Source organism: Massilia sp. TSP1-1-2 (assembly GCF_049896185.1).
Taxonomy (GTDB): domain Bacteria; phylum Pseudomonadota; class Gammaproteobacteria; order Burkholderiales; family Burkholderiaceae_D; genus Telluria_A.
In genome coordinates this window covers 57,659-79,729 of record NZ_JAFCTU010000001.1, presented here as the reverse complement: position 1 = coordinate 79,729, position 22,071 = coordinate 57,659, and the positions used below count along the sequence as shown (strand labels likewise).

Below are 22,071 nucleotides of genomic sequence, written 5' to 3'. Positions count from 1 at the left end.
AACCGATAGGTACGCCATGGCATGACTATCGGTTAACTTAGATCAAACCATGCATCGCCGTTTGCGGCTATCGGAAGGATTGCAACAAACAATGCGAACCCTACAGACATCTGCCAAAGCACTGTCGAGCAAGCGCCCTGCGCTGTGGATCGGGCTGCCGCTGTCGATCGGGGTGGGACTGGCGATGTATGTACTGACCGCCAGTTCAATCGAGGCGGATTCGCGCATGCGCTTTTCGGCGCACGCGCAAAACGCCCGCAACATCATCGTGGCGCGCATCAAATCCTATACCGACGTGTTGCGCGGCACGGCAAGCATCTTCCAGACCAGCTATCCCTTGTCGCGCCGCCAGTTTCGCGGTTACGTCAGCGGCCTGGATTTGCCGCACAACTTTCCCGCCGTCGAGGTGATCAGTTTCGCCGAGTCCGTCAAGGACGAGAATCGCGCGGTCTTCGAAAAACGGCTGAACGCTGAGTTGGCGCTGGAACAGGAAGGCAACACGCTGCTCGAGATCCATCCGCCGGGCAGGCGCCCCGAATACAGCGTGATTACCGTCTTCGAACCTGTCAAGCCGGGCATCAAGGTGCTGGGCTTCGATTTGCTGGCCAACCCCCTGCAGGCGGAAAACCAGACCCGCTTGCGCGAAGGCGGCCACTTGATCGCCTCGGGAATGCCGATTCCCATTCCGTCCGGACCGCAACGCACCGTCCTGGCGATGCGCTTGCCGATCTACATGCCTAACGCGCCGACCGACACCGTGCACGCGCGGCGCGTGGCCTTCGTGGGCGCCGTTGGCATCGCTTTTTCGGTCGATACGCTGGTCTCGGGCGTCATCGATGAAATGCCGGTCAGGCATGTGCGCATGACGCTGGTGGACAACGACCCTGGCCTCGATAAAAAGCGCGGGCGCGTGTTGCTCGATACGCTGCGCGGCACGAGCACCTCGCATGGATTTTTTTCCGACCGCTTCAGCAATACCTTGCCGATCAACTTTCACGGGCGCCGGTGGGATGCCACGTTCAGCGTTGATGCGCGCGATTTGCACACGGGGTTCGAGGAATTCCTGCCGTGGCTGGCGATGCTGGCCGGTTTTGTCAGCTCGATGCTGCTGTACGCGCTGTTTCATGCACTGACGTCGTCGCGCCGGCGCGCCATCAAGATGGCCAAGGGCATGACGCGCGAACTGCGCGAAAGCCAGACCAAGCTGGAACAGTCGCACCACAACCTGCGCCGGCTGGCGGCCCATGCCGACCAGATCAAGGAAGGCGAGCGCAAACGCATCGCCCGCGAAATTCACGATGACCTGGGACAGAACCTGCTGGCGCTGCGCATCGAGGCCGACATGCTGGCCACGCGCACGCGCGACCGCCACCCGCGCCTGCATGCGCGCGCCCGCTCGACCCTGTCGCAGATTGACACGACCATCAAGAGCGTGCGCCAGATCATCAACGACCTGCGCCCGAATGTGCTCGACCTTGGTCTGTCGGCCGCCGTCGAGTGGCAGATCGCCGAGTTCCGACGCCGCACGGGCATCGCGTGCGAACTGGTTGCCGAACCGAAGGAAATCACGCTGGGCGACCATGCCGCCACCGCGTTTTTCCGCATCTTGCAAGAATCGCTGAGCAATATCGTGCGCCACGCGCACGCCACCAGCGTGCGGGTCGAACTGACCTCGACAGGTCAGGAACTGACCATGACGGTGATCGACAACGGCATCGGGCTGGGCGAGCGCGAGCGCGGCAAGGCAGGCTCGTTCGGCCTGGTGGGCATCGAAGAGCGCATCAGCATCCTGGGCGGGGCATTTTTGATCAGCAGCACCGACGGCGAAGGCACCACAGTGTGCGTCTCGGTGCCGCTTCATGGTGACGGCGCGCCTGATGCAACGCACAGCGGCGCCGACGCCGCCGGGCAGCAAGCGGAACTTGTCTGACACGCTGCAGCCCTGTCCTAAACAGACGCAGCGCGATGGGTCGGGAAACGTGTCAGCGGCTGCTTGAAGGGCTCGGATTTAACCCAAATAATTGTTGACGAAACTCAAGTTAGCAACGGCGCACCGGAGCAACATCTTCATCAAGTAACGAAAATCAATGTAAATAGGAAAGTGATTTTCGACTGGGACAAGAAAGGAGGATCGACGGGAACGCCGCTTCATCGGTAAAACTAGGGATGTCATCAAACCAAAACCACACTCTATAAAGAGGAACGATCATGAAAACGAATAACGTAATGAACGCTATTGCCGCCTTGAATCTGGAGCCAATCAAGAACAAGCTGATGGACGCCGAGCATGGCGAAGGATGGAGCAGGGCCAAGGTCGAGGCCATGGATGTTGAATATCGGCGTTTTCTTCACCTGATGCATGCTTTCCCCAATGAAGCAGCCTCGCCGACGAAAGCCGTCGATACCTTCTGGCACTACCACATTCTCGATACGCAAAAGTACGCAGCCGATTGCGATGATGTTTTCGGCTGCTTCATGCACCACAACCCGTACGGCGATGAAGGGAGCGCAGCCGATGTGGTGTCGCCCGGCGAGCGCATGCAGCAATTGTATGAAGCGACCTTCGGCGAAGCTTATATCCGGCCTGAAGCCTATTGCCTCGACCAGAGCGCCGGCGCAACGGCCGATGGCGCCCCCTCCCGGGGGGCCGCGAAAAATGCGAGCGCACAAGCAGGCGTGTGCATCGCCCGTTGCCACCCCTTTTGCATGATGCACGCCAAGCCGGCGAACGCTAAAACGGCGATCGGCGACACGCCCCGGATGCGGCGGCCAGTACCGGCCGTCGCCGCTCGGACCTTTGCCTGACGCGGGAAGCGCCTGAACAAGGACGGCGACTATGGGCGCCTTGCCCATACGCCGCAGGCGCGCCCCGCCAGCCCTGGCGGGGCACGGAGCAACTAAGGCGCAGGCCCTTTGCGGACCTGCGCAGCGCGTCATCAGGCCGCGATATGCATGGGGGTCACTTCGACCCCCATCAGCGACTTGAGTTCGCGAATGCTAAATTCGCTCACTTCATGCATGCGCAGCAAGATCGTGGCGCCGATCGGCAACGTATGGTGCCGAATCTTGCTGATCACCGGTGGCGCCACTTCCAATGCGCGCGACAGTGCCGCGTCATTTTTCAGGTTTAATTTCTCCATGATGGCATCGAGGACCTTGTTCGGGTCATAGGTCACTTCTTCGGGCATGTGTCGTTTCGTCATCATCAATTCTCTCAAAAATTCACATTCCGTGGCTTATTCGCCTCCGGCTCGTCTTTACCAGCCATAAGCAAGTCAAACAAGTCAATACTCGCAGAACGTACGGGGCTTACCAGTCATTCGGTAATAACCGGATATTTATTGGTATTTGCTCAAGCTGCGACATTTTCACACAAAAACGCGTTGTACTAAAGTAAATTTTCGCGAGTGTGTGCGGCAACTAACGCTGGACGCATGACGGCGAGCATCCATTCCAGCGTGAGCCTGGTCGCCATCTGGGTATAAGTTGTGGGAATTAGATAGAATTGAAACAACAGGCGGTCGTCATCACGCTGCAGGCGCCAGCCGAGCTGGCGACGGATTTCCTCGGGCGGCGGCGGCGGACGGCGCGCCGTCTCGCGCGCGAACATGTAGGCGCGGACTTGCTCCTTGGTGGGCTGTGTGACGCGATGCGGCATAGCGGGCTCTAGCACAAGTGAATGACCGTGGGTCGACATTGCTCACGATACGTGCGCGCGCCGCAGCGCGCTTGACGAAGCTCAAGTGCGCGCCTGCTTACTTTTTGCTTACTTTTTGCTTACTTTTTGCTTACTTTCTGCTTGGTTCCTGCTCACTTCTTCTGGCTGGCCAGGTACAAGGTCTTGGCGTCCTGATGCGCGCGATCAACCGTGCGCAAGGCTTCCTTGTCATCGTGTTCGATGAAAAAATCCAGATCCTGGGCCTTGACCACGAGCTTGATGGCGGCCGCGTCGCTCAGCTGGTACTTTTCGGTGATCAGCGTGGTTACTTCGTCGAGATATTCTTCGTAGGTCATGGGAGGCTCATCTAATCTGGGAAGGGCGTCATTCTACCAGCACCCCCGCGCGCCCCATCGCCGCCACGGCGCTCGCCAGCTCGGGAAACCGCAGGCGCACGCCCAGTTCACCCTTGATGCGCGCATTGCTCATGCGGCGCGACTCGGACATGAACGAGAGCAGCATGGGCGAGACGCGCTCTGCCAGCGGCGCGCGCGCCAGCCGTGGCGGACGCGGCATACCGAATGCATCAGCAACGGTGTCGAAATAATCGGCCATCAGCATGTGGGTGTCATCGACGGCATGATAAATCCGTCCAGGCAAACCCCTGAACAAGGCCAGTGCAACGATGTTGGCCAGGTCATCCGCATGAATATGATTGGTATAGACATCGTCTTGCGCCAGCAGCGCCGGCGTGCCCTGCTCCAGGCGCTTGAGCGGCAAGCGTTCGCGTGCATAGATGCCCGGCACGCGCAACAAGGCCACGCTTGAACCGCTGCGCCGGGCCCAGGCGCGCAGCACCCGTTCGGCATCGACCCGGCGCTGCGCGCGCGCATTGTGCGGCGCCACGGTGCGCGTCTCATCGATCAGCACCCCGCCGCAGTCGCCGTACACGCCGCTGGTGCTCACGTACACCATGCGCGCATTGGCCGGCAGCACCGCGCACAGGTTGCGCGTGCGGCGGTCGAGCACGCCGTCAGGCTGGGGCGGGGCCAAGTGCAGCACATGGCGCGCCAGGCCCGTCAGGCGGCGCAGGGACGCCGGGTAATCCAGGTCGGCAACAATGGGCACGGCGCCCGCCGCGCGCAGTTCAGCGCAGCGCTGCGGCGCGCTGGTGACGGCAAACACCCGAAAGCGCGCGCGCAGCAACGGCAGCACGCGCATGCCGACGTCGCCGCAGCCAAGGATCAACAGGCGCGGACGGCGCAGCTTCGGTGTGCTGGAATTCATGGTGGACGGTGCTCGGGTCGTGGTGCAGCCCAACAATATACTGGAAATCGCGTCGCCCCGCTGCGGGGCGCCAGGTGCGCGGCGGGCGCGGCAATGCAGGGGGCGGTGTAAAATGATGGAAACTATCAAGCGCAAAAAAACGCAAAGCGGACGGCGCCGGCAAAATCGCAACCTACTGTTTACTGTTCACCACTCGACGACATGACTTTCCAGATTACTGTTCAGCCTAGCGGCCACCAATTTTCGTGCGACGCCGATGAAACCATCCTCGGCGCGGCCATTCGCGCCGGCATCGGCTTGCCGTACGGCTGCAAGAACGGGGCCTGCGGTTCGTGCAAGGGCAAGGTCGTGGCCGGTGCCGTTACCCACCGCGCGCACCAGCAGCGCGCGCTGACGGACGAAGAAAAAGCGCAGGGCTATTCGCTGTTTTGCTGCGCCACCACTGAAGCGGACCTGGTCATTGAAGCGCGCGAAGTAAGCGGCAGCACCGATTACCCGGTGCGCAAGATGCCCTCGCGCGTGGCCAGCATCGACAAGGTCGCGCCCGACGTTGCCGTCATCACCCTGCAATTGCCCGCCAACGAAGCGCTTGCCTACCGGCCCGGCCAGTACATCGAATTGCTGCTGCGCGACGGCAAGCGGCGCAGCTACAGCATGGCCAGCGCCCCCGGCCTGGACGCACCGCTCACGCTGCACATCCGCTACATGGCGGGCGGGCTGTTCACCGAGCAAGTATTCAATACAATGAAGGAGCGCGACATTCTGCGCTTCGAAGGCCCTCACGGCAGCTTTTTCCTGCGTGAAGAATCGGACAAGCCGATCGTGCTGCTGGCCTCGGGCACCGGCTTTGCGCCGATCAAGGCATTGATGGAACACATGATCCACCTGCAGTCGAGCCGGCCCGTCAGCCTGTACTGGGGTGCTCGCCGCCCGCTCGACTTGTACATGAACACGCTGTGCGAACAATGGGCCGCCACGCTGCCGCATTTCCGCTACGTGCCGGTGGTGTCGCATGCCTTGCCGGATGACCACTGGAGCGGGCGCACCGGCTTCGTCCATGCGGCCGTCATGCAAGATTTGCCCGACCTGTCCGGCTACCAGGTGTATGCCTGCGGCGCGCCGGTCGTGGTCGACTCGGCCCGGCGCGACTACGTCGCCCAGTGCGGCTTGCCGGCAGAAGAATTTTACGCGGACGCCTTTACCAGCGAAGCGGACCTGCACAGTTGAATTGAGGCGGCTTGTCAGCCGCGCTTGACGCTGGCGGGGTCGAACTGCTGGACATTCTTGCCGGAAATGCCGCTGTAGAAAGCCTGGATCTCGGCCATGTCGGCCCCGATGTCGCCGCTGGTGACGAACATGCGCCCGATGCCGCCCGCCTTGCGCGCAAAATCGAGGTAGGCCAGCGCGATCGGCACGCCCGCCCCGTGCGCGATATAGTAAAACCCGGTTTTCCAGTGCGTGACCTTGCCGCGCGTGCCTTCGGGCGCAACAATGACGGCCAGGCGCTCGCGCGCGGCGAATGCGGCAATCGTGTTTTGGACGGTGTTGTTGGCGGCGCTGCGGTCGATCGGGATGCCGCCCAGCCAGCGCGCCAGATAGCGGATCGGCCACGCAAACAGACTCGCCTTGGCCATCCAGTACACCTTCAGGCGCAGCTGAAAACACACCATCAGCGTGATCGGAGCATCCCAGTTGCTGGTGTGCGGCGCGGCAATGAGCACGTACTTGGGGAAAGCGGCGATCTGCTCGGCCGTCATGCCTTCCGTGCGCCAGCCGAGCGCGCGCAAGATCACGCGCGAGACGGCGCGCATCAGGGTGTTGACAAGCGGGGTTTCAAAGATGGTGTGGTGCATGGCCTGGCTGCGCCTGCCGTCGCGCCGCTCAGCGCGGGCGCGCAACATCGGGCACAATAACGGGATAGATTCCCTAAAGCATCATTCTACTCCAGCCCGTCCGCAGCCGAAAGGATTCATGTCCGTGATGTCGCCGTCCAGCGGGTTCCGCATCCTGCGCAACCGCAATTTTTCCTTCTATCTGTCGGCCCGTGTGCTCGGTACGCTGGCGGTCCAAATGCAAAGCGTGGCCATCGGCTGGCAGGTGTACCAGATGACGGGCAGCCTGTTTGACCTGGGCCTGATCGGGCTGGCCCAGTTCGCCCCCTTCCTGGTGCTTATCTTGCTGGCCGGCCACGTTGCGGACCGCTACAACCGCCGCAACATCATCATCGCCTGCCTGGCCGTGCAATTGCTGTGCGGCGCGCTGCTGCTCGGTTTTACGTGGAGCGGCGCGCGCGTCGTATGGCCTGTGTTCGCGGTGCTGGTGCTGTTTGGCAGTGCGCGCGCCTTCATGATGCCGGCCACCCAGGCGGTGCTGAAAAACATGGTGCCGCACGAGCACTTCGGCGAGGCGGTCGCGCTCAGTTCGTCGGCTTTCCACGTGGCCGTCATTCTCGGGCCGGTGCTGGGCGGGCTGCTGTATGTGTTCGGGCCGGACACGGTGTACCTGGCCGCGGGCGCGCTGCTGGCCGCTTCGGTGGTGCTGATGGGCTTGACGCGCGCCGCGCCGCAAGCGATCAGCAGCGCGCCCGCAACCTGGCATACGGTGCTTGAAGGCTTGCGCTTCGTCTGGTCGCGCCCGATCATGCTGGGCGCCATCTCGCTCGACCTGTTCGCCGTGCTCTTTGGCGGCGCCACCGCCCTGCTCCCGGCCTATGCGCATGACGTGCTGCAGGCCGGCCCCGCCGGCCTGGGTTTGCTGCGTACCGCGCCCGGCGTGGGCGCTGCGCTATGCTCGGTTGCGCTGGCGTTTCATCCGATCCGGCGCCACGTGGGCGCGTGGATGTTCGGCGGCGTGGCCGTGTTCGGCCTGGCCACGCTGGCGTTGGGCCTGACCAGCAGCTTCGCCCTGGCGCTCGCGGCGCTGTTCGTGCTGGGCGCCGGCGACATGGTCAGCGTGTACGTGCGCCATTTGCTGGTGCAGTTTGAAACCCCCGATGAAATTCGGGGACGCGTGAGCGCGGTCAACGCCGTCTTTATCGGCGCCTCGAACGAATTGGGCGAATTTGAGTCCGGCATCACGGCCGGCTGGTTCGGCCTGGTGCGCGCCATTCTGTTCGGCGGCGCGGCCACGCTGGCGGTGACGGCACTGTGGATCGTCAAGTTCCCGGTGCTCGCGCGCATGGACCGTTTTCCGCATCACGACAGCGAAGAGCGCTCGCGCAAGGCCGGTTAGGAGCTGCGCCCGTTTGAAGCTGAACAAGATGGGCGAAAGGTGTAAGATAAAGTGTGCGTGCAAGGGTAACGCCAGCTCGAGCAGCATGCATGCGCGAGAAGAGCTTGGCACAGTAACTTTATGAATAACCGGGAGTGAGCTTATGCAAATCAACATCAATACCGACAAGACGATCGAACGCCATCAAGGCCTGGACGATCATGTGCAATCCGTGGTCTCCGCTGCGGTGCAACGTTTTGCCGACCACATCACTCGCGTCGAAGTCCACCTCAGTGACGAGAACAGCCAAAAATCTTCCGACGGCGGCAATCGTTGCCTGCTTGAAGCGCGGGTCACCGGCTACCAGCCGATCGCCGTCAGCGACCATGCCGTCCACCTGCACCAGGCCATTTCCGGCGCGGCTGACAAGCTCAAGCGCGCGATCGAGAGCGCACTGGGCCGCCTGCACGACAAGCAACTGCACGCCACGCCAACTTTGGTTGATGAGCCGGACGAAGTGATCGAGTAAGTCGTCTTTCCTGGCGGCTGTTTAAGCCGCCAGGTGCAGTGCCGCAGTCCAGCCCCGCCGTATCAGCCCCGCCGTATCAGCCCCGCCGTATCAGCCCCGCCATATCAGCCGACCGCTTGCCAGCCGTCCGTGTGCAAGACCAGCCGCTATACCCAGCCATTGCCTGCCAGCGCACGCAAGTACCCCAGCGCTTCGAGCGAACGGCTTCCGTACCACGACATCATTTCCCCATCGATTACATACACCGGCTTGCCGATCTGCTTTTCCAGCGCGTCGGCGTGTGCCTGCGTGAACCGGTACGGCTCGCTCGACAACAGCACGCAATCGATCTGCGCGAGCAAGGCCTCGTTCCAGGTGAACACGGGATAGCGCTGGGCACCGAGCACCGGCGTGCGCCAGCCGATTTCGGCCAGCATGCGCGCGATATAGGTGTCGCTTGCAATGCTCATCCACGGATCTTGCCAGATGCAATACAGTACCGTGGCGGGCCGCCCTTTTGGCGCCGCCTGCAAACGCGCGTACTCGGCCTCGAACGCGGCGCACCACGCTTCGGCCCGCTCCGCCACGCAAAACAGTGCACCCAGCAAACGCGCCAGCGCCAGGTTGTCGCGCGGCCCCATCGGATGGGTAACGACCAGGTGCGGCACGAAGGCGGCCAGCGCGTCGGCGGTGCTTTTTTCGTTCTCGTCAATGTTGACGATCACGTGCGTGGGCGCCAGCTTGCGGATCTTGTCGAGATTGACGTCCTTGGTCCCGCCGACCTTGGCGATGGCGCCCACGACAGAATGCGGATGAATGCAAAAGCCGGTGCGCCCGACCAGTTGCGGCGCCAGTCCCAGCGCGCACAGCATTTCGGTAATCGATGGCACCAGCGACACGATGCGCGCCTCTGGAGCGGGAACGTGTTCGGTGCCGAGGGCGTCAGTCAGGTGCATGGCAAGGATCTATGGCGGGCGAAGGTGCTATTGGAACACTGATATGATGCCACTGCCAAGTGTGGCGCGATTGATTGACAAGATAAACAGCGAGAGGATGGCTTTGGAACAGACAGGCAGCTTTGGTGCGTCCACCTACAGTATCCGGGATCTTCAATTGTTTCACGATTCCGACCACGACAATCTGGCGCCGCTGCTGGCCGGCTGCGCCATCGTGCGCCTGGTCGCCGGCGCGCGGCTCGCGGACAGCAGCCGCGCCCGCCTGTACATTGTGCTCTCGGGCATGCTGTCGGTGGCGGCGGACGCGGAAAGCGGCATGCCTGACGGCGCCGTCAGCCGCATTCTGCCTGGCGAGAGCGTGGGCGAGCAGTCGGTGCTCGACGACAGCGCCAACCTGGCGGCAATTGCCGCCGTCGTCGAGACCGAGCTGCTGGTCATCGATGCCGAGCTGGTCTGGAAGCTGATCGAGCGCTCGGGCGGCCTGGCCAAAAACTTGCTGCGCCTGCTGTCATTTCGGATCCGCGCCGCCAGCGCGCTGGTGCGGCGCGGCCACAAGCTTGGCGAGTTTTACCGCAAGATGTCGATGAACGATGGCTTGACGGGCTTGTACAACCGCACCTGGCTGGCCGACATGCTGCCCAAGATGGTGGCCACCGCGCACCGGGCGGGCACGCCGTTGGCGCTGGTGATGATCGACCTCGACCATTTCAAGGTATTTAACGATACCTATGGCCACCTGACGGGCGACGATGCGCTGCGCGCGGCGGCCGGGGTGATCGCCGTGGCGCTGCGCCCATCCGATTTTGCGGTGCGCTACGGCGGCGAAGAAATGATGGTGATTTTGCCCGAGACCAGCGAAGCGCTGGCCGTCATGGTTGCCGAGCGGCTGTGCGCACGCATGCGCGATGCCAGCATTTTTCCCGACATGCGCCAGCCGCTGCCGCACGTGACGGCCTCGGTCGGCGTGGCGGTGCTCAGCGCCGGCATGGACGACCTGGGCCTGATCGCCGCCGCCGACGCTGCGCTGTACCGCGCCAAAGATGGCGGGCGCAACCGCGTCGCCGTCTAGCCAGCAGTTCGGTTGGGTTAAGATGCGTGCATGAACCCAACAACACTTCAGCGCAAGCATCCCAAGCTTGCGCGCATCGTCCTGGCGCGACCGCGCCTGTTCGCGTGCATGCTGCTTGGCGTCGTCGCCGCGTTCGCCATTCCCGCCACGCTGGTGACGCAGCCGATCACGCGCGGCATCCTCGGCTGGAACGCCGGCGCGCTCGCTTATCTGGTGCTGACGTTGCAAATGATGTTCTTCTCATCGCGCGAACGCATGCGCAAACGCGCTGTCCTGCATGACGACGGACGCCTGCTGATCCTGGCGATGGTGGTGCTGGTGGCGATCGGCTCGCTCGCGGCCATCGTCTGCGAACTGAGCGTGGCCAAAGGCTTGCATGACGGCGAGCGCTACTGGCATGTGGGGCTGGTGGTGGGCACGCTGCTGTCGTCGTGGGCGTTCACCCAGGTCATGTTCGCCACCCACTATGCGCATGACTTTTACGCAGCCGAACGGCACGGCGCGCCTGGCGGCCTGAATTTCCCGGACGAAGCGGCGCCCGATTACGCCGACTTCCTCTACTTTGCCTGCATCATCGGCACCTCCGGGCAAACTGCCGACGTCAGCTTTACCAGCCGCGCGATGCGCCGCACGGGCCTGCTTCACTGCGTGCTCGCCTTTTTCTTCAATGCCACGCTGTTGTCATTGACGATCAATATCGCGTCGGGCATGTTTTGAGCTGATGGCGATGCCGGGCGAGCGAGACGTTCGCCTTACTTCAGGTAAACGCCGCCGCAGACCACCATGTCGGGCAAGCCCTCGCAGTACATGGCCTTCGGCTCGATGTTGCCGCTGACGGGATTCGTGAATTTGTATTCCTGCCAGAACGAGGCTTTGGTCTTGGCCATCTCGACCCGCTCCTTGACGAAGGCCTTGCCATCGACATCCTTGATTTCCATGAGATTTTTACCGAGCATTTTGGGATTGGCACCATGCGCCAGCACCACGCCGTCTTTCCCGTAAGCGACCATGTACAGGTCACGGTCGGTGAACGGACCACCCTTGCGGTTGATCTCGGCAAAACTCTTTTCACGACCGTTGGCCTTCATATAAGCGACGGTCTTCTTGACCATGGCCTCGGCTTCCGGCTTGGTGACTTTGGTGTCGGCGGCGGCGGCGGCGGCGCCAGCACACAGCAGCAGGCCGGCGAGGCCGCTGATACACGGGTTAAGCAACAATGGGCGCATGATCATTCCTTTGACATTACAACGGTTGGCGACCCGTCGATGCTAGCACCGGACGCGCGCGCGCATTCATTTTTTTGGAAAGGAATATTGTTTTCAGGCAGCGAGCAAATGACCGGATCGGCCACCGGCGTTGGCAGAACGGGGATTGACAGCGCCACGGTTTTTGGTCCAGCATAAGCGCCGCACTGCGGCACCAGCATCACCCTTCATTATCGGAAATACCGGAACCTGCAGCCCGTCTGCAGTAACATGACCACTATGACCACCCATACCTTTCTCTGGCACGACTACGAAACGTTTGGCGCCCAGCCGCGCCGCGACCGCCCGGCCCAGTTCGCCGCCATCCGCACCGACGCCAACCTCAATGAAATCGGCGAACCCATCATGCTGTATTGCCAGCCGGCGCCGGATTTCCTGCCCGACCCGCAATCGTGCCTGATCACTGGCATCACGCCCCAGCAATGCCTGGAATGGGGCGTACCCGAGCACAAGTTCGCCGCCACGATCGAAGCGGCGTTCAGCCAGCCGGGCACCATCGGCGTGGGCTACAACACGATCCGCTTTGATGATGAAATCACGCGCTTCATGTTTTGGCGTAACCTGATCGACCCGTACGCGCGCGAGTGGCAAAACAATTGCGGACGCTGGGACTTGCTCGACGTGGTGCGCATGACGTACGCGCTGCGCCCCGAAGGCACCGAATGGCCCCTGCGCGAGGACGGACGGCCCAGCTTCAAGCTCGAACTGCTGGCCAGGGCCAATGGCTTGCTGCACGAGGCGGCGCACGACGCGCTGTCGGACGTGCGCGCCACCATTGCGCTGGCAAAACTGATCCGCGAGCGCCAGCCCAAGCTGTTTGACTTTTGCCTGGCGCTGCATAAAAAAGACAAGGTCTCCACTGAAATGGGCATGCACCTGGCGCCCGCGCAGCGCCAGCCTTTCCTGCACGTGTCGGGCATGTTTCCTGTTGAATACGGTTGCATCGGCCTGGTCTATCCACTGGCCACGCATCCGAGCAACAAGAACGAAGTGCTGGTGTGGGATTGCCGGCACGATCCGGCCGAGCTGTTCGACCTGGACGCCGATACGATCCGTTTGCGCATGTTCAGCAAAACGGCCGATTTGCCGGAAGGGATGACGCGCTTGCCGATCAAGAGCATCCATATGAACAAATCGCCGATGCTGGTGTCGAATCTGAAGACCCTGACGGCAGCGCAAGCGCTGCGCTGGGAAATCAACCTGGACCAGGCCCGTCTGCACGCCATGGCGGCGCAGGCCGGTCCCGATATGGGAGCGATATGGGATCAGGTCTACCACCGCCCTGCCCCGGTGGGCGAAACGGACGTGGATGAAGACCTGTACGGCGGCTTTATCAACAACAATGACAAGCGCAAGCTGGAGTCCTTGCGCGGCGAAAAGCCGGAGCGGCTGGCGACAGCCAATCCCTCGTTTGACGACGAACGCCTGGCCGAACTGTTTTTCCGTTACAGGGCGCGCAACTTTCCGCACACGCTCAGCGTGGACGAAGCGGCGCACTGGGAGCAGCACCGGGCCGACCGCCTGTTCGATGGCGCGGCCGGCGCGCGGACCATCGAGCAATTGTTTGCGGAAATTGATACGCTGTCAGAAGACGCCGACGAGCGCGCTGAGGATATTTTGGGCGCCTTGTACGATTATGCCGAGGCGATTGCGCCAAGCCGCCGCTAGCGCTCTGTTGGATTCCCTCGGTTAAGTCCCGACGGACTGCTGGGTTCGCTGCGCAGGCGGCAATCCGGGGTATTTTTCAATCACGCAGCCGGGTGCAACAAACCGACACGGCGTCGGCACGGCGTGCACTGAACGCCGCGTTTCAGCGGTACTGGTTGATCGCGTCGCGCGTTTCCAGCGCCACGCGGCGCGCGGCCGCCACAAAATCCTCGCCGTCCCGCGGCGCGGCATACAGGATCGCGCGCGACGAATTGATCATCATCCCCGCGCCGGCCGCGCTCTTGCCCGACTGGACGGTGGCTTCGACGTCGCCGCCCTGGGCGCCCACACCGGGCACCAGCAGCGGCATGTCGCCGACGATGGCCCGCACTTCGGCCAGCTCATGGGGAAAGGTCGCGCCCACCACCAGCGCGCACTGGCCGTTGAGGTTCCATTTCTCCGCAACCATACGGGCAACATGCTGGTAAAGGGGCTTGCCGTCGACATCGAGAAACTGCAAGTCCGACCCGCCCGGGTTCGAGGTGCGACACAGCACGATCACGCCGCGCTCGCTCCACGCCATATAGGGTTCCACGGAATCGAAACCCATGTAGGGATTGACGGTGACGGCGTCGGCGCCGTAACGGTCAAACGCTTCGCGCGCATACTGTTTGGCGGTGGCGCCGATATCGCCGCGCTTGGCGTCGAGAATCAGGGGAATGTGCGGATAGGCTTCGCGCGCGTAGGCGCAGAGCCGCTCAAGCTGGCGTTCGGCGCCGAGCGCCGCAAAATAAGCGATTTGCGGCTTGAAGGCGCAGGCCAGGTCGGCGGTGGCGTCGATGATCGCACTGCAAAAGGTGAAAATGCCGTCCGGTTCATGTTGCAGCGCTGCCGGCAGGCGCGCCACATCGGGATCGAGGCCGACGCACAGCAGCGAATTGTTGGTGGTCCAGGCGGCGGACAGTTTGTTGATGAAATTCACGGCAGGCCTCGGTTCCATTTGCTAAGGCCATTATTGTACCGCGTCCGCCTGCACGCTTGAAATGGACGCAGTTCATGCATTTAAGGTATATTTTTGACCATTCGACAACTGTTACGGACTCAAGCTCATGACCTCTACCGCTCACTTCACCCGCTGGACACAGCTTTTTTTCGCGATGCTCATCGCCACCATGCTGTCCGGCTGCGGCTACAACACCTTTCAGACCAAGGACGAAGCAACCAAGGCGGCTTGGGGCGAAGTGGTCAACCAGTACCAGCGCCGCGCCGACCTGATTCCCAATTTGGTCAACACCGTCAAGGGCTATGCCTCGCACGAAAAAGACACCCTGGAAGCGGTGACGAAGGCGCGCGCCGCCGCCACCAGTTTCCAGATTACGCCCGAAGTGCTCAATGACCCGGCCGCGTTCGCCAAGTTCCAGGCGGTCCAGGGCGAGCTGTCGAGCGCGCTGTCGCGCCTGATGATGGTCACCGAAGCCTATCCCAACCTGAAGGCCGACGCCAGTTTCCGCGACTTGCAGTCGCAGCTCGAAGGCACCGAAAACCGCATCACCGTGGCCCGCAAGCGCTACATCGATGCGGTGCAGGAATTTAACGTCCAGGTGCGCCAGTTCCCGACCAACTTGACAGCGATGATGTTCGGCTACAAGGTCAAGCCATCGTTCACGGTTGAAAACGAGAAAGCCATTTCGACTGCGCCGGCCGTCAATTTCGGTAAATAAGATGGCACTGTTGCGCGCATTCTGGCTGGCATTGGCACTCGGGCTCGCTCTAGCCTTTCCGGCGCAGGCACAGGACTTCGTCCCGGTGCCGGCGCTGACCGGCCACCTGACCGACCAGGCCGGCATGCTGACGGCCGAACAGCGCGGCCAGCTCGAAGCCGTGCTGACCGACTATGAAACCAAGACCGGCAGCCAGATTGCCGTGCTGCTGGTCAAGACCACCGCGCCCGAACAGATTGAACAGTACAGCTTGCGCGTGGTCGAAGCCTGGAAGCTAGGTCGCAAGGGCGTCGACGACGGCGTGCTGCTGCTCGTCGCACCGGGCAACACGGGGGCCATGCGGCGCCTGCGCATTGAAGCGGGCCGCGGCGTGCAGGGCGTGCTGACCGACGCCCAGTCCAAACGCATCGTGCAAGACGTGATTGCGCCCTACTTCCAGAAGGAACGGTATTACGACGGCTTGGTGGCGGGCGTGGGTGCGATTTCCACGCTGCTGAACAAGGAGCAATTTCCGGCGGCGCCAGAGGCGGCAAATCGCACCGGCCAGGGCGAGCAGCAAGGCTCGATGCTCATTCCCCTGCTGATCTTTGGCGCCATCGTCCTGTTTCGCGTCTTTCGCCCGCGCCGCTCCCGGCTGGCGCGTGGCGGCTGGGGCAGCGGCGCGACCGGTTTCATCCTGGGCAGCGCCTTGGGTGGCCTGGGACATGGTGGCGGTGGTGGTGGTGGTGGTGGTGGCGGCGGCGGCTTTTCGGGCGGCGGTGGCTTTTCCGGCGGCGGCGGCAGCTTTGACGGCGGCGGCGCCTCGGGAGACTGGTAATGACCACGACTTTTATTGAACGCATTAAACGCCAATGGCGTCATTGGCTGGCGAGCGCGGCCAAGGGACGGCGCTTGTTCCCCGCCGACGCGCTCACGCGTCTTGGCCAGGCCATCACGGCCGGCGAGCAGCGCCATCGGGGCGAACTGCGGCTGATCGTGGAAAATGCACTGCCGTCGGAACTGATCTGGGCCGACGTTGGCAACCGCCAGCGCGCGCTATCTCTGTTTGCCGAGTACGGCGTGTGGGATACGGCCGACCGTTGCGGCGTGCTGATTTATGTGAACCTGGCCGAGCAAAAGGTCGATATCGTGGCAGACCGCAACATCGGCCAACAGATTGCGCCTGACACCTGGCAACAAATTTGCCGCGGCATGACCGAGGGCTTCAAGGCGGGCCAGTTCGAGCAAAGTACGCTGGCGGCCATCGAGCAAGTCAATGTGTTACTGGCCGCGCGGTTTCCGGCGACGGGAGAGCGCGCCAACGAATTGCCGGACCAGCCAGTGATGCTGTAAATAAGCCAGCGTCGGCTGGCCGCTATCGGTAAAATTCAGGTTTTCATACTGCGTGAAGGCGAGACATGAGACTGAACCAGAAAGTGGCAATCGTGACGGGCGCGACGCAGGGCATCGGACTGGCCTGCGCGCGCCGCCTGTTGCAGGAAGGCGCACGCGTGATGCTGGTCGATATCAAAACGGAGGGCGCGGCCGTGGCCGCAGAACTGGGCGGGCAGGCGCGCTTTTTTGCCGCCGACGTCAGCCTGAAGGTCGATGTCGACGCGATGATCGCCGCCACCATTGCCGCGTTCGGCCAGATCGACATCCTGGTCAATAATGCCGGCGTTACCCATGCCGCCGACTTCCTCGACCTGTCCGAAGACGATTTTGACCGTGTGCTGCGGATCAACCTAAAATCGATGTTCCTGTGCAGCCAGGCTGCCGCGCGGCACATGGTGACCCGGCACAGCGGCTGCATCATCAATATGTCGAGCGTGAATGCCGAGCTGGCCATCCCGAACCAGGTGCCGTACGTGGTGTCCAAGGGCGGCATCAACCAGCTGACCAAGGTGATGGCGCTCAATCTGGCGCCGCACGGCATCCGCGTCAACGGCATCGGCCCGGGCACCATCCTGACTGAACTTGCCAAGAAGGCCGTGCTGGCCAGCCCCGAGGCGCGCCATACGATCCTGTCGCGCACGCCGGCCGGACGCTGCGGCGAACCGGAGGAAATCGCCTCCGTGGCCGCCTTCCTGGCCAGCGACGATGCTTCCTACATGACCGGCCAGACCATGTACGTGGACGGCGGGCGCCTTGCGCTCAACTACACGGTGCCGGTGGCCGAATGAGCGCGCCCAAGCCGCCGCCGCAGCCGCAGCCGATCAACCGGCTCGCGCTCGACCATCAATTCTGCTTTGCGCTGTATTCGGCCTCGCATGCAATGACCAAGACCTACAAGCCAATGCTGGACCGGCTGGGCCTGACGTATCCGCAGTACCTGGTCATGCTGGTGCTGTGGGAACAGGATGCCATCCTGGTCAAGGATATCGGCGCGCGCCTGTTTCTGGACTCCGGTACGCTCACGCCGCTGCTCAAGCGGCTTGAAGCACATGCCTTGGTCAGCCGCAACCGCAACGTGCTTGACGAGCGCCAGGTGCGCATTGAATTGACCGAGCAGGGACGCGCGTTGCGCCTTGATGCCGAAGCCATACCGGAGCAGGTGCTGTGCGCCAGCGGGCAGGACCTGGCGGCGCTGGGCAGCATGCGCAAGGAGTTGGCACGCGTGCGGGACGACCTGTTCAAGGCGCTCGACGCGAGCCTGTAGCGAAGTTCGCCCTGGGTAAATGAACGCAGAATAGATTGCACACAATTGAATTGTGCGATATATTCGTTCGTATCGGCACAGTCTGCCGCCCACCCATTCCAAGGAGTCATTCATGCAAGTACTTTACACAGCAAACGCAACAGCTACCGGTGGCCGCGAAGGCCGTGGCGTTTCCAGCGACCAGGCGCTCGACGTTGTGCTGTCGACCCCGAAGGAATTGGGCGGCGCCGGTGGCGCCGGCACCAATCCTGAACAATTGTTCGCGGCCGGCTATGCCGCCTGCTTTTTGTCAGCCATGAAAATGGTCGGTGGCTTGATGAAAACGCCGATCCCGGCCGATGCCAGCGTCGACGCGGCGATCGGCATAGGCAAGAATGACCAAGGTGGGTTTGGACTGAACGCCAAGCTGGCCGTCAATACGCCCGGCATGGACCAAGCCGCAGCCCAGGCAGTCATCGACAAGGCGCACCAGGTGTGCCCTTACTCGAACGCGACGCGCGGCAATATCGAGGTCGTCATCACGCTGAACACCTAAGGAAGCACTGATTAATTCTTGACGGCGGACTCGGCGCACGAAAAAAGCGCCCAGCTGCGTTGCAAATCCTCGCCATGCCCCGGCATGTCTGCGGTGTTGCGCCTTACCGGGCACTTTTTGCGTGACCGATTCCATTCGCCAGAATAAATCAGTGCCTCCCTAAGTTATTTCGTTTTTGAATATCTGATATGAGTAATGGCAATTAGACATATGATTTAAGACGCACCATAATAGTGCCTTGTCTCCACTATTCCTCCTCCAAGAAGATAGTTTTAAGCCCGCTTTCACCAGCGGGCTTTTTTTTTTGAGACGTCGGCGTCAGAAAATCGTTCGGTAAAACGTCAGCAACATTGAGCTATGTCATAGCTCAGTCATATAGCGCTCCTATACTCATTGATAGCCGCCAGTACATGCAACCGATATGCGTGACGCCCGGCCAGGTGTGCTTGCCGTAAGGCGGCACACCAATCCCAATTTCAAGCCTCTGCCCGGACCCTGGGTTTCCGCCTGCACCGCAAGCGGGCATTTTCCCCCTCCGCGCACCAAGTTGATCAGTTCGAGAAAAGCAGAAGAAAGTGGCCGTGTGCACTTGACGACCCGTAGCTTTCTACTAGGATGAATATCCCTCGTAAAATTTAGAGCCTCTTCACACAACGCCAAGCGGAGTTTTCGAATGAGTCAATACGTTCTCGAAGCAGAAACAAGGGAAAAGCCCCAACAGGCCGACGTCGGACGGCGCCATCGGCACGGAATGGACGAGCATCTGGTCTTAAGCGAGCTCGACCCTGAGCAGGTGATCGACCACCTTGAACCGGACGACAAGGTCGAACTGATCACCTTCGGCACCGTGCGTGAAACCTGCCCCAACTGCCGCACCGCGCACCTGAAGCTGGTGCTGCGCCAGCGTCGCGTGCGCGTGGCACACCTGTTTTGCGCCGGTTGCCTGTGCTGTTTCGACGCCCATTACGTCAATGGGTCTTCTGCCCTGACGATCTGAGCCGATTTTGAGGCAGGCGGGGCGGACGCGACGCGGGCGCGCGCAACATGCTATGGTTGCGTATTTCAGCGATCGCCGTTTCCATGTTCTCCTTCGTTTCCCTGCTCGTGCTTGACGAGCGCCTGCGTCGCCGGCGCTTTTACGGCGCCTTCCTGATGTTTTCCGCCATTCTCGTCATGGGGTCGATTCCCGGCGCGCGTGCCGAAATCGGCGAGTTCGGCTCCGGCGTCGTCTTGCACAGCCTCGCCTACGGCAGCCTCACCTTTCTTCTGTACACGGGTTCCACAGGCAGCCGCAGCCAGCGCGCCATCCGCGCTGTGCTGACAGTGGCGCTGATGGGAGCCCTTGACGAGTTCGTGCAATCGTTTCTTCCCTACCGCACCGCCTCGACGCGCGACTGGCTGGTTGATTGCTGCGCCGCGTCAGTGATGGCAGGGTTGCTGTGGCGCTTTATGCCCGAACCCGTCGCGTCGCGCCACCCGTAGTCCAGTACCACGCGCCTGTGCCTGCTGTTCGACCTGCGCCTGGCGCACCAGTGCGTGCAGAGCTTGGCGCAGCACGTAGCGTTCACGGATTGCAGCCGCGTCCGCTTGTATCGACTCCACCAATGCTTCGATCAGGCTGTCCAAGGGGCTTGAATACATGAGAGTCGACTCCAAAAGTTTCGGTTAGGAATTATTCCTTAACGAACCGATGAGCGGTTTGCGAATTATCAAATGTTTGTCCGACAAGTAAAGCATCACCTTGCTTGATGCACCTCATGCAACAGCCTATTTCAGTGGAACGTTGTTCAATATCGAGCCTCTTACCCCAGTGGCACGCGGCATTGTCACGCACACACACGCAAAACACCCAAACAAAGGAGTTGATCATGAAGCGTAATGAACAGAGCGTGCTCTTGGCAGGCTTGCTGGCAATGGTACTTGCGGCATGTAGTTCCACCGGCATGAGCGGAAGCGACAGCGCCAGCAGAAGCGCCGGCGGCGCCTCGTCCATGGGCACCGGTGGCAGCACCGGCAGCGACACCGCCGGCACCGGTAGCTATGGCAGCGGCACGGCCGGCAGCGGCACCACGGCCGGCAGCGGAACAACAAGCAGCGGCACAACCGCCAGCACCGACCCGGCGACAGTCGGCGGCACCAGCGGCACCAGCGGCACCAGCGGCACCGGCAGCACCGATAGCACCAGCGGCACCGGTAGCACGAGCGGCACCGCCAGCAGCGGCACCGGCAGTGCCGGGACCAGCGCCAGCATGGGCGCCAGTGGGACCGGCGGCAGCACGGCTACGGGAGGTAGCGGGCAGGCAAGCACGGCCACCGGGGCTGCAGGCCAGTCAGGCAGTGCCACTGGCGCAGCGAGCGCAGCGCCCAATAGCACCGTGACCAGCATTGAAGTCGTGCAACGTCAGGCCGGCAGTGGCGCGACCGGTGCGGGCACGGTTGCGGGCGCAGCCGTAGGCGGCGCTACCAGCACCGGCGCTGGCGGCGCAGGCACGGGCGACCGCGTCTATCGCGTCACGCTGCGCGGCGACGACGGCCGCAGCCAGGTCATCACGCAGGAGTGGGCACCTACCTTTAGCACCGGCGACCGGGTGCGCGTGAGCAGCGGCGCCATCGCCCGCTGAAAAAGCGGCCAGGACGGCACGCCGGCCAAGCCATCGGGTTGCCCGCCAATCAGAAAACGCGTTCTACGCGGTAGCCGCGCTGCGAAAGCAGTTGCGGCAAGCCATCGTCGCCGAGCAAGTGCAACAAGCCGACGCCGACGAATGCCGTTTTCCCGCCTTGTAATATGCGCTCGATGCCAGAAGCCATCTCAGGATTGCGCTGGCCCAGCAGCACGCGCCGTGTGAACTCCGACATCATGCTGTTGCCACCGACGGCGTCCGGTACCAATGCCTCCAGCGCTGCGGTGTCGCCTGACACCCATGCGTTGATCGTTGCCCGGGCCTTGCGCAGCGTGCTGCCGTCGGATAGATCGCGCAGGCTTTCGAGCAGGTAGCGTTCCGCCTGCGCCGCGCTCAAGGTGTCGAACAGCGCGAGCTGGTAGTCTGCGCTTTCGAGTTCGGTAACGCGCTTTCCCTGCGCCTGCGCCAGCACCAGCAAAACCGCTTCATTGCCTTGCGTACGCTCATAGCCGCTGCGCTGCAGCTCCAGGCCCATCAGAATGTTCGCGATAAGCCACGGCTTCAAATGCTGCACGCTGGCAACCGTGATGCCGAGCGTGTGCAAGGCCTGGGTAAGGAGCGCGAGTGTCGCCGGCGCTATAAAATTCTGAATTTGCCCGCCCGAGCTATAACTGCCGTGCGCCAGCACGGCATGTGCGTACGCCAGCTCAGCATTTGTGTCAAGTTCGAGCACCAGCGCGCTGGAAGCGCCGAGTGCGTCGCTTACTTCGGGCGCGAGAGGGTAAAAGGAAGCAGCTCCCACGTGAATGGTACCAAACAGATAGGCCGCTTGACCGTCGCGGCTGACTTTATACAAGATGCCATGACGTTTCGCTGGCGCTGGCGACAGTTGAGCCTTCGCCCGCACTGTTCCCTGGACCAAGGGGCTTGGCGACACGTCAACCGCCCAGACACGC

27 protein-coding genes are annotated in these 22,071 nt (G+C 62.2%); 17 read left to right on the top strand and 10 right to left on the bottom strand.

Translation table 11 applies throughout. The features are described 5' to 3' along the window. The first annotated feature begins 91 nt into the window (after positions 1–91). Complete coding sequence (locus ACP7BV_RS00370; RefSeq protein ID WP_426100344.1) at positions 92–1,930, top strand: CHASE domain-containing protein; 1,839 nt, start codon at positions 92–94, stop codon at positions 1,928–1,930. Positions 1,931–2,208: 278 nt separating this feature from the next. After that, a complete protein-coding gene (locus ACP7BV_RS00365; protein ID WP_426100342.1) occupies positions 2,209–2,805 on the top strand; it encodes a glycine-rich domain-containing protein in 597 nt (198 codons plus the stop codon). 131 nt (positions 2,806–2,936) lie between these two features. On the opposite strand, the gene ACP7BV_RS00360 is transcribed toward ACP7BV_RS00365, so the two are convergent. The 4 genes from ACP7BV_RS00360 to ACP7BV_RS00345 form a co-directional block, all read right to left on the bottom strand. Further along, positions 2,937–3,206: a hypothetical protein gene (locus ACP7BV_RS00360; protein WP_426100340.1), complete on the bottom strand. Its 270-nt coding sequence runs from the start codon at positions 3,204–3,206 to the stop codon at positions 2,937–2,939. A 182-nt stretch (positions 3,207–3,388) separates the two neighbouring features. Then, complete coding sequence (locus ACP7BV_RS00355) at positions 3,389–3,658, bottom strand: hypothetical protein (protein WP_426100338.1); 270 nt, start codon at positions 3,656–3,658, stop codon at positions 3,389–3,391. Between the two features lie 152 nt (positions 3,659–3,810). Continuing rightward, entirely contained in the window at positions 3,811–4,014 is a 204-nt protein-coding gene (locus ACP7BV_RS00350) for a hypothetical protein (protein ID WP_426100336.1), read from the bottom strand. Positions 4,015–4,042: 28 nt separating this feature from the next. Next, a complete protein-coding gene (locus ACP7BV_RS00345) occupies positions 4,043–4,945 on the bottom strand; it encodes an SDR family oxidoreductase (protein WP_426100334.1) in 903 nt (300 codons plus the stop codon). 201 nt (positions 4,946–5,146) lie between these two features. Between ACP7BV_RS00345 and ACP7BV_RS00340 the strand changes: the two genes are divergently transcribed. Beyond that, a complete protein-coding gene (locus tag ACP7BV_RS00340; protein ID WP_426100332.1) occupies positions 5,147–6,172 on the top strand; it encodes a CDP-6-deoxy-delta-3,4-glucoseen reductase in 1,026 nt (341 codons plus the stop codon). Positions 6,173–6,186: 14 nt separating this feature from the next. Here ACP7BV_RS00340 and ACP7BV_RS00335 read toward each other — a convergent pair whose 3' ends face one another. Next, positions 6,187–6,798, bottom strand: a complete 612-nt coding sequence (locus ACP7BV_RS00335) for a lysophospholipid acyltransferase family protein (RefSeq protein ID WP_426100330.1) — start codon at positions 6,796–6,798, stop codon at positions 6,187–6,189. 118 nt (positions 6,799–6,916) lie between these two features. Between ACP7BV_RS00335 and ACP7BV_RS00330 the strand changes: the two genes are divergently transcribed. Then, positions 6,917–8,176, top strand: coding sequence for an MFS transporter (locus tag ACP7BV_RS00330; protein ID WP_426100328.1), 1,260 nt, complete (start codon positions 6,917–6,919; stop codon positions 8,174–8,176). Positions 8,177–8,318: 142 nt separating this feature from the next. Next, positions 8,319–8,684 (top strand): HPF/RaiA family ribosome-associated protein, encoded by a 366-nt coding sequence (locus ACP7BV_RS00325; protein ID WP_426100326.1) that lies wholly within the window; start codon positions 8,319–8,321, stop codon positions 8,682–8,684. A gap of 146 nt (positions 8,685–8,830) precedes the next feature. Here ACP7BV_RS00325 and ACP7BV_RS00320 read toward each other — a convergent pair whose 3' ends face one another. Beyond that, complete coding sequence (locus ACP7BV_RS00320) at positions 8,831–9,619, bottom strand: helical backbone metal receptor (RefSeq protein WP_426100324.1); 789 nt, start codon at positions 9,617–9,619, stop codon at positions 8,831–8,833. Positions 9,620–9,722: 103 nt separating this feature from the next. On the opposite strand from ACP7BV_RS00320, the gene ACP7BV_RS00315 reads away from it, so the two are divergent. Both ACP7BV_RS00315 and ACP7BV_RS00310 read left to right on the top strand, forming a co-directional pair. After that, the gene (locus tag ACP7BV_RS00315; RefSeq protein WP_426100322.1) at positions 9,723–10,688 is read left to right on the top strand and encodes a GGDEF domain-containing protein; all 966 of its coding nucleotides are present in this window, start codon (positions 9,723–9,725) and stop codon (positions 10,686–10,688) included. A gap of 30 nt (positions 10,689–10,718) precedes the next feature. Next, entirely contained in the window at positions 10,719–11,405 is a 687-nt protein-coding gene (locus tag ACP7BV_RS00310) for a DUF1345 domain-containing protein (RefSeq protein ID WP_426100320.1), read from the top strand. A 35-nt stretch (positions 11,406–11,440) separates the two neighbouring features. Here the strand turns inward: ACP7BV_RS00310 and ACP7BV_RS00305 are convergent, their stop codons facing one another. Both ACP7BV_RS00305 and ACP7BV_RS00300 read right to left on the bottom strand, forming a co-directional pair. Continuing rightward, entirely contained in the window at positions 11,441–11,914 is a 474-nt protein-coding gene (locus ACP7BV_RS00305) for a cache domain-containing protein (RefSeq protein WP_426100318.1), read from the bottom strand. A 2-nt stretch (positions 11,915–11,916) separates the two neighbouring features. Further along, positions 11,917–12,114, bottom strand: coding sequence for a hypothetical protein (locus ACP7BV_RS00300; protein ID WP_426100316.1), 198 nt, complete (start codon positions 12,112–12,114; stop codon positions 11,917–11,919). Between the two features lie 58 nt (positions 12,115–12,172). On the opposite strand from ACP7BV_RS00300, the gene sbcB reads away from it, so the two are divergent. Next, entirely contained in the window at positions 12,173–13,621 is a 1,449-nt protein-coding gene (gene sbcB / locus ACP7BV_RS00295) for an exodeoxyribonuclease I (RefSeq protein WP_426100955.1), read from the top strand. 142 nt (positions 13,622–13,763) lie between these two features. On the opposite strand, the gene pyrF is transcribed toward sbcB, so the two are convergent. Then, positions 13,764–14,582: an orotidine-5'-phosphate decarboxylase gene (gene pyrF / locus ACP7BV_RS00290; protein ID WP_426100314.1), complete on the bottom strand. Its 819-nt coding sequence runs from the start codon at positions 14,580–14,582 to the stop codon at positions 13,764–13,766. A 175-nt stretch (positions 14,583–14,757) separates the two neighbouring features. Here pyrF and ACP7BV_RS00285 point away from each other — a divergent pair, with 175 nt between their 5' ends. From ACP7BV_RS00285 to ACP7BV_RS00245, 9 genes are all read left to right on the top strand, one after another. After that, positions 14,758–15,321, top strand: a complete 564-nt coding sequence (locus tag ACP7BV_RS00285) for a LemA family protein (protein ID WP_426100953.1) — start codon at positions 14,758–14,760, stop codon at positions 15,319–15,321. 1 nt (position 15,322) lies between these two features. Beyond that, entirely contained in the window at positions 15,323–16,138 is an 816-nt protein-coding gene (locus ACP7BV_RS00280; protein ID WP_426100312.1) for a TPM domain-containing protein, read from the top strand. Further along, positions 16,138–16,653, top strand: a complete 516-nt coding sequence (locus tag ACP7BV_RS00275) for a TPM domain-containing protein (protein ID WP_426100310.1) — start codon at positions 16,138–16,140, stop codon at positions 16,651–16,653. The genes ACP7BV_RS00280 and ACP7BV_RS00275 overlap by 1 nt, the downstream gene beginning before the upstream one ends. A 65-nt stretch (positions 16,654–16,718) precedes the next feature. Beyond that, positions 16,719–17,483, top strand: coding sequence for an SDR family NAD(P)-dependent oxidoreductase (locus ACP7BV_RS00270; RefSeq protein ID WP_426100308.1), 765 nt, complete (start codon positions 16,719–16,721; stop codon positions 17,481–17,483). Continuing rightward, entirely contained in the window at positions 17,480–17,959 is a 480-nt protein-coding gene (locus ACP7BV_RS00265; RefSeq protein WP_426100306.1) for a MarR family winged helix-turn-helix transcriptional regulator, read from the top strand. The genes ACP7BV_RS00270 and ACP7BV_RS00265 overlap by 4 nt, the downstream gene beginning before the upstream one ends. 112 nt (positions 17,960–18,071) lie before the next feature. Then, positions 18,072–18,494, top strand: a complete 423-nt coding sequence (locus ACP7BV_RS00260) for an organic hydroperoxide resistance protein (protein ID WP_426100304.1) — start codon at positions 18,072–18,074, stop codon at positions 18,492–18,494. Positions 18,495–19,167: 673 nt separating this feature from the next. Then, positions 19,168–19,491, top strand: a complete 324-nt coding sequence (locus ACP7BV_RS00255) for a hypothetical protein (protein WP_426100302.1) — start codon at positions 19,168–19,170, stop codon at positions 19,489–19,491. An 83-nt stretch (positions 19,492–19,574) separates the two neighbouring features. Further along, a complete protein-coding gene (locus ACP7BV_RS00250; protein WP_426100300.1) occupies positions 19,575–19,976 on the top strand; it encodes a VanZ family protein in 402 nt (133 codons plus the stop codon). A 386-nt stretch (positions 19,977–20,362) separates the two neighbouring features. Next, a complete protein-coding gene (locus ACP7BV_RS00245; protein ID WP_426100298.1) occupies positions 20,363–21,115 on the top strand; it encodes a hypothetical protein in 753 nt (250 codons plus the stop codon). 49 nt (positions 21,116–21,164) lie between these two features. Here the strand turns inward: ACP7BV_RS00245 and ACP7BV_RS00240 are convergent, their stop codons facing one another. Further along, a complete protein-coding gene (locus ACP7BV_RS00240; protein WP_426100951.1) occupies positions 21,165–22,022 on the bottom strand; it encodes a TraB/GumN family protein in 858 nt (285 codons plus the stop codon). Positions 22,023–22,071 lie beyond the last annotated feature (49 nt).

Excerpts from the sequence above, each read along its gene's own strand:
- ACP7BV_RS00370 (WP_426100344.1), top strand. The coding sequence starts at position 92 with ATGCGAACCCTACAGACATCTGCCAAAGCACTGTCGAGCAAGCGCCCT.
- ACP7BV_RS00365 (WP_426100342.1), top strand. The coding sequence starts at position 2,209 with ATGAAAACGAATAACGTAATGAACGCTATTGCCGCCTTGAATCTGGAG.
- ACP7BV_RS00360 (WP_426100340.1), bottom strand. The coding sequence starts at position 3,206 with ATGATGACGAAACGACACATGCCCGAAGAAGTGACCTATGACCCGAAC.
- ACP7BV_RS00355 (WP_426100338.1), bottom strand. The coding sequence starts at position 3,658 with ATGCCGCATCGCGTCACACAGCCCACCAAGGAGCAAGTCCGCGCCTAC.
- ACP7BV_RS00350 (WP_426100336.1), bottom strand. The coding sequence starts at position 4,014 with ATGACCTACGAAGAATATCTCGACGAAGTAACCACGCTGATCACCGAA.
- ACP7BV_RS00345 (WP_426100334.1), bottom strand. The coding sequence starts at position 4,945 with ATGAATTCCAGCACACCGAAGCTGCGCCGTCCGCGCCTGTTGATCCTT.
- ACP7BV_RS00340 (WP_426100332.1), top strand. The coding sequence starts at position 5,147 with ATGACTTTCCAGATTACTGTTCAGCCTAGCGGCCACCAATTTTCGTGC.
- ACP7BV_RS00335 (WP_426100330.1), bottom strand. The coding sequence starts at position 6,798 with ATGCACCACACCATCTTTGAAACCCCGCTTGTCAACACCCTGATGCGC.
- ACP7BV_RS00330 (WP_426100328.1), top strand. The coding sequence starts at position 6,917 with ATGTCCGTGATGTCGCCGTCCAGCGGGTTCCGCATCCTGCGCAACCGC.
- ACP7BV_RS00325 (WP_426100326.1), top strand. The coding sequence starts at position 8,319 with ATGCAAATCAACATCAATACCGACAAGACGATCGAACGCCATCAAGGC.
- ACP7BV_RS00320 (WP_426100324.1), bottom strand. The coding sequence starts at position 9,619 with ATGCACCTGACTGACGCCCTCGGCACCGAACACGTTCCCGCTCCAGAG.
- ACP7BV_RS00310 (WP_426100320.1), top strand. The coding sequence starts at position 10,719 with ATGAACCCAACAACACTTCAGCGCAAGCATCCCAAGCTTGCGCGCATC.
- ACP7BV_RS00305 (WP_426100318.1), bottom strand. The coding sequence starts at position 11,914 with ATGCGCCCATTGTTGCTTAACCCGTGTATCAGCGGCCTCGCCGGCCTG.
- ACP7BV_RS00300 (WP_426100316.1), bottom strand. The coding sequence starts at position 12,114 with ATGCTGGTGCCGCAGTGCGGCGCTTATGCTGGACCAAAAACCGTGGCG.
- sbcB (WP_426100955.1), top strand. The coding sequence starts at position 12,173 with ATGACCACCCATACCTTTCTCTGGCACGACTACGAAACGTTTGGCGCC.
- ACP7BV_RS00285 (WP_426100953.1), top strand. The coding sequence starts at position 14,758 with ATGCTCATCGCCACCATGCTGTCCGGCTGCGGCTACAACACCTTTCAG.
- ACP7BV_RS00280 (WP_426100312.1), top strand. The coding sequence starts at position 15,323 with ATGGCACTGTTGCGCGCATTCTGGCTGGCATTGGCACTCGGGCTCGCT.
- ACP7BV_RS00275 (WP_426100310.1), top strand. The coding sequence starts at position 16,138 with ATGACCACGACTTTTATTGAACGCATTAAACGCCAATGGCGTCATTGG.
- ACP7BV_RS00270 (WP_426100308.1), top strand. The coding sequence starts at position 16,719 with ATGAGACTGAACCAGAAAGTGGCAATCGTGACGGGCGCGACGCAGGGC.
- ACP7BV_RS00265 (WP_426100306.1), top strand. The coding sequence starts at position 17,480 with ATGAGCGCGCCCAAGCCGCCGCCGCAGCCGCAGCCGATCAACCGGCTC.
- ACP7BV_RS00260 (WP_426100304.1), top strand. The coding sequence starts at position 18,072 with ATGCAAGTACTTTACACAGCAAACGCAACAGCTACCGGTGGCCGCGAA.
- ACP7BV_RS00255 (WP_426100302.1), top strand. The coding sequence starts at position 19,168 with ATGAGTCAATACGTTCTCGAAGCAGAAACAAGGGAAAAGCCCCAACAG.
- ACP7BV_RS00250 (WP_426100300.1), top strand. The coding sequence starts at position 19,575 with ATGTTCTCCTTCGTTTCCCTGCTCGTGCTTGACGAGCGCCTGCGTCGC.
- ACP7BV_RS00245 (WP_426100298.1), top strand. The coding sequence starts at position 20,363 with ATGAAGCGTAATGAACAGAGCGTGCTCTTGGCAGGCTTGCTGGCAATG.